The following is a 5641-nucleotide window of genomic DNA, read 5'->3' on the forward strand; positions in this document are numbered from 1 at the left end:
ATATTAAATTTTATCCACAACTAATAATAGAAAAACCCTCTGTTTTTAAACAGGGGGTTTTTCAACAAACTGAAAAAGACACTTAAAAGTGTCTTTTTTTTATGTTAAAAATTAGGAGAATAATGTATAATAATATATAATATGTAAAATAATTGAAGAGGTGAAAGAGATGAAAGATAAAACGAAACTAGTAGTTTCTATACTAGTAGTTATGATATTTTTGCTTGGATTTTATAACTCTGATCCACTTAAGAGCGTTTTTGATTCATTATTTTCAAAGGATCAGCAAGTAAAAGAAGAAATATTACTAATCAATGATAATAAAAAAGAAGAAGAGAATAAAGATATACCAGAACCTATAGAAGAAGTTGAGAAAATTAATACAGTGGAGATAGTCGCAACTGGAGATATATTAATTCATCAAGAAATATTAGATACTCAATACGATGACAGTACAGGGGAGTATGATTTTACTAATAATTTTCAATATATAAAAGATATTTTAGAAAATGCTGACTTAGCCATTGGAAATTTAGAAACAACTTTTTCAGGTACAGAATATTGGGGATATGCAGGATATCCAAGTTTCAATACACCTGATTCATTGGTAGATGCTATGAAATGGACAGGTTATGATGTTATAGCAAATATGAATAATCATGCTTTAGATAGAGATGTATATGGATATGAAAGAACAAGAAATATATTATTAGATAGAGGATTTGATGTAATAGGAACAAGAGGAAGTGTAGATGAAAAAAGATATATAATTAAAAATATCAATGATATTAATATAGGAATAATATCTTATGGATATACGATGACAACAGAAGATTATTTTAAAGGGCTTAATGGAATTGCAATACCAGATGAACTGATACCTTTAATGAATCATTTTCATCCATTAACATTAGATGAAGATTTAAATAATATGAAAGAACAAATAGCTTTAATGAGGGAAGATGGAGCCGAAGTTATAATTTTTTATATGCATTGGGGTGATGAATATGAATTAGAACCTAATGATATACAAAGAACAATTGCACAATTTTTAACTGATGAAAAGGTAGATGTGATTTTTGGAACACATCCACATTCTATTCAACCAATAGATATTTTAACTTCTTCAGATGGTACAAGTAATACAGCAGTAGTTTATTCTATGGGTAATTTTTTATCTAGTCAAAGAACTGAAAGAATAGAGAATCCATATACAGAAGATGGGGTAATAGTATCTGTAAATATATCGAAAAATATGGATACAAATGAAGTTACAGTAGATATCCCAACATATATTCCAACATGGGTAAATTGGTATGGAAAAGATGATAAATTGTTTTATGAAATTGTTCCAGCTACAGTGAATGATGCAGAATATTTAACTAATGAAGGTAAAACTAGAGTTGTAGAATCTCTAAATAGGACTAAATCAATAATAGAAATGTATAATGATAGTATTAAGATTAAAGAGTAATAATTTAGAGTTATTGGCATATTAACTGTATTATAAATTATTTTGGAGTGATTAATTTATGAAAAGATATGTTAGACTTGCAGGAATTGCATATGAAAGTCTTGTTAATGGACCTGGAATGAGAAGAGTATATTTTGCACAAGGTTGTAAACATAATTGTGAAGGATGTTTTAATAAAGAAACTCATGACTTTAATGGTGGAGAACTTAAGGATATGGATGAACTTATTAAAGATGCACTAAGCAATCCAATGTTAAAAGGAATAACTTTTAGTGGTGGTGATCCTTTAGAGCAATCAGAAAGTTTTGCATATATGGCAAAAAAATTTAAGGAAGCAGGATTAAATATATGGTGTTATACAGGATATACATTTGAACAAGTTTTAGAAAATATGAAGAAAGACAGTGGTTTAAGAGAGTTAATTAGCAACATAGATGTTTTAGTTGATGGTAGATTTGAGTTAAAAAATAAAAAAGAAGAACTAAAGTTTAAGGGTTCAAGCAATCAAAGAACAATTGATGTTAAGAGAAGTTTAAATAGTAGAGAAATTATAGTTTTAGAATAATGAGCAAAGAACAATATCACAAATAAATGGTTGAAAGATGTGGAAAAGATTATTGAGAAGAGTTAGATTGAAAATATTGTAATAATTTTAAGTATTTATAAGAAATAAATAAAAAAGGTTGAAATTAATTAAATATTATGTTATTATAAATGAGTAGCAGAGTTGCTAACAAAGAAAGTTTCATTTAGGTAAATAGTTTCTCAAAAATTAGAGATTATTATATCAATTTAGAATCTTTAATTTTAGGAGGAATGTTTATGACAGATAAAACATTAAAATGCAGAGATTGTGGAAGTGAATTCGTATTTTCAGTAGGAGAGCAAGAATTCTATAAAGAAAAAGGGTTTACAAATGAGCCAACAAGATGTATATCTTGTAGAAGAGCTAAAAAAGAGCAAAATAGAAGATAATTTTAGAGTGTTATAGGTTGTAGTTTAAACTACAACCTTTTTTGTTGTTATAAAACAATTATTGTAAAAAATTCTATTTACTACTGGTACTAAGAATTCTATCAGAAGTAATATATATTAAGAATTTTAAAATGAAAATGAGATAAAATAAATATAACAAAGTTTATAACTAGTAAAAGTGTATTAAATAGATACTTAATTATGCTATAGTGGAAAGTTTGTAAATATAAGAAGTGTATGATAATATATTAAGCATGCAAAGGACTACCTATATTTATGCATAATATATAAGAGAAGCGAATGGAGGAAATGAAACTATGTTACCAAATTGTCCAAAATGTAATTCAGAATATACTTATGAAGATGGAAATCTTTTAGTTTGCCCAGAATGTGGTCATGAATGGACTGCTGCATCAGAAGCTGCAGCTGCAGAAGCAAACCTTATAAAAGATGCTAATGGAAATGTTTTAAATGATGGTGATACTGTAACAATAATAAAGGACTTAAAAGTTAAGGGTGCTACATCAGCATTAAAGCAAGGTACAAAGGTAAAAAATATCCGTTTATTATATGATGTAACAGATGGTCACGATATTGATTGTAAAATAGATGGTTTTGGAGCTATGAAATTAAAATCATCAGTTGTTAAAAAGATATAATTTTAAAATTTAGCTAGGCATTTGCTTAGCTTTTTTATATTATTAATTGACAAGTAATTTGATTTTTAGGTAAAATTATTTTATTATATATTTTATGTTTAAATAATATTATATTAGTTAAATTTGATTTTTATAAGATAATTAAAAATATAAATTCTATGAAGAGAAGAGTACTTATTTTAAAGTATCTATTAGCGAGTAAGAGTATGGTGAAAGTCTTATAAGATATGAAATAAGGAAGAGGGACTTGGAGAAGCTGCTTGAGCATTATTGTAAGAGTATGCCGCTGTAAACTAGCGTTAAAGTTATAAGTGAGTTAATTTATTTTTAAAATTAACTAAATTGAGTGGTACCGCGGAAATATTTTCGTCTCTTTGAAAAGAAGAGGCGTTTTTTTTATATAAAATAAAAGGAGGCATAAATTAATGAAAATATTTATTGAACAAATAAGTGATATTTTTATGAATACATTTGAAGAGCTTGGTTATGATAAGAGTGCTGGAAAGGTAAATGTATCAAATAGACCTGATCTTTGCCAATATCAATGTAATGGAGCTTTAGCATGTGCTAAAAAGTACAAGAAAGCACCTAATGCTATAGCGCAAGAGGTAGTAGAAAAATTAAAAGAAAATGAAATTTTTTCTAAATTAGAAATTGCAGGTCCTGGATTTATAAATATAACTCTTAATGATGAATTCTTAGTTGATTATGTAAATAAAATGAATACTGATGAAAGATTCGGTACTTCACAAGCTACAGAAATTAAAAAAATAATTGTAGACTATGGTGGAGCAAATGTTGCAAAGCCATTACACATAGGACATTTAAGATCAGCAATTATTGGTGAGAGCATTAAGAGAATAGCTAAATACTTAGGCCATGATGTAATTGGTGATGTTCATTTAGGAGACTGGGGTCTTCAAATGGGTATGGTTATATCAGAAGTTGAAAGACGTAACCCAAGTTTACCATATTTTGATGAAAGTTTTGAAGGAGAATATCCAGAAGAAGCTCCGTTTACAATAGATGAACTAGAGGATATTTATCCATATGCAAGTAAGCTTGCTAAGAGTGATGAAGCTGTTATGGAAGCTGCTAAAAAAGCAACAGTTGAGCTTCAACAAGGTAGAAGAGGGTATGTTGCATTATGGAAGCATATATTAAATGTATCTGTTAATGACTTAAAGAAAAACTATGGGGCTTTAGATGTTAGCTTTGAATTATGGAATGGTGAAAGTGATGCACAAAAATTTATTCCTGAAATGATAGAATCTTTAAAAGAAAAAGGATTTGCTAAGGAAAGTGAAGGAGCTTTAGTTTTTGATGTAAGTGAAGAGACTGATAAGAGTCCAGTACCACCATTACTATTATTAAAATCAGATGGAGCTTCATTATATGGAACTACAGACTTAGCTACAGTTGTAGAGAGAGTTAGAGATTTAAAAGCTGATGAAATAATATATCTAGCTGATAAGAGACAAGGGCTTCATTATGAACAATTCTTTAGAGCTGCTAAAAAATCAGGTATAGCAAATGAAAATACTGTATTAGATTTCATAGGATTTGGGACTATGAACGGAAAAGATGGTAAGCCATTTAAGACTCGTGAAGGTGGAGTAATGAGACTTGCAGATTTAATAAACTTAATTAAAGAAGCAGGTAAAGAAAAACTTAAGGATAATAAAAATATAGCAGAAGAAGACGTTGAAGAGATTTCTTCAAAGGTTGGATTAGCAGCGTTAAAATATGGTGATTTATCTAACCAAGCTTCAAAAGACTATATATTTGATATAGAAAGATTTGCTTCATTTGAAGGAAATACAGGTCCATACATTCTTTATACAATAGTTAGAATTAAATCTATTTTAAATAGAGCTAATATGACTGATATGAATAAAGCAATATTAGTACCACAAAGTGAAACAGAAAGAAACTTAATGCTTCAATTAATTAAGTTTAATGAAGTTATTGAATTAAGCTTTAGAGATAGAGCACCACATAAGATATGTGAATATATTTATGAATTATCAAATAACTTTAACAGATTCTATAATGATACAAGAATAGTATCTGAAGAAGATGAATCTAAGAAAGCTTCTTGGTTAGTACTTATAAACTTAGTTAAGAACGTATTAGAACAATGCTTAGATTTGTTAGGAATGGAAAGTGTTGAAAGAATGTAATTAATAAAATAAAGAGTATTGATTTTAAAATCAATACTTTTTATTTTTTATATGAAAATAAAAAAAGCGCTTGCGCGCTTTTTAAATAATGGGGGGATGGGAACCTGTAGTTTTATTACAGGTTTAATATTTACATTATAATTATGTACCAATTTTGAACTTTCTATACAGCAATTTTAAAATTATTTTATTAAATTTTAAGTAATATTGATAATTAAAGTTTAAATGTTAATTTATTATATTAAAAGAGCTATTGCATTAAATTGCAATAGCTCTTTCAGTTTGTTGAAAAACCCCCTGTTTAAAAACAGAGGGTTTTTCTATTATTAGTTGTGGATAAAATTTAATAT

At 27.6% G+C, this 5641-nt stretch carries 5 protein-coding genes and 1 other annotated feature; all 5 genes read left to right on the top strand.

Going from position 1 to position 5641, the window contains the following annotated elements; translation table 11 throughout:
• Window positions 1–169: 169 nt before the first annotated feature.
• The 5 genes from LPC13_RS16370 to argS all read left to right on the top strand — a co-directional run bounded on the left by LPC13_RS16370 (window position 170) and on the right by argS (window position 5291).
• Window positions 170–1474: a CapA family protein gene (locus LPC13_RS16370; RefSeq protein ID WP_234089014.1), complete on the top strand. Its 1305-nt coding sequence runs from the start codon at window positions 170–172 to the stop codon at window positions 1472–1474.
• Between the two features lie 58 nt (window positions 1475–1532).
• A complete protein-coding gene (nrdG, locus tag LPC13_RS16375) occupies window positions 1533–2039 on the top strand; it encodes an anaerobic ribonucleoside-triphosphate reductase activating protein (RefSeq protein WP_005211886.1) in 507 nt (168 codons plus the stop codon).
• A gap of 257 nt (window positions 2040–2296) precedes the next feature.
• On the top strand, window positions 2297–2449 hold the full coding sequence (locus tag LPC13_RS16380) for a zinc-ribbon domain-containing protein (RefSeq protein ID WP_055264561.1): 153 nt from the start codon (window positions 2297–2299) through the stop codon (window positions 2447–2449).
• Between the two features lie 317 nt (window positions 2450–2766).
• The gene (locus tag LPC13_RS16385; RefSeq protein ID WP_005215290.1) at window positions 2767–3108 is read left to right on the top strand and encodes a zinc ribbon domain-containing protein YjdM; all 342 of its coding nucleotides are present in this window, start codon (window positions 2767–2769) and stop codon (window positions 3106–3108) included.
• 149 nt (window positions 3109–3257) lie between these two features.
• Window positions 3258–3485, top strand: a binding site (T-box leader).
• A gap of 48 nt (window positions 3486–3533) precedes the next feature.
• Entirely contained in the window at window positions 3534–5291 is a 1758-nt protein-coding gene (gene argS / locus LPC13_RS16390; RefSeq protein ID WP_195244754.1) for an arginine--tRNA ligase, read from the top strand.
• Window positions 5292–5641: the final 350 nt, after the last annotated feature.

This window comes from Clostridium celatum (assembly GCF_021412605.1).
Classification (GTDB): Bacteria; Bacillota; Clostridia; order Clostridiales; family Clostridiaceae; genus Clostridium; species Clostridium celatum.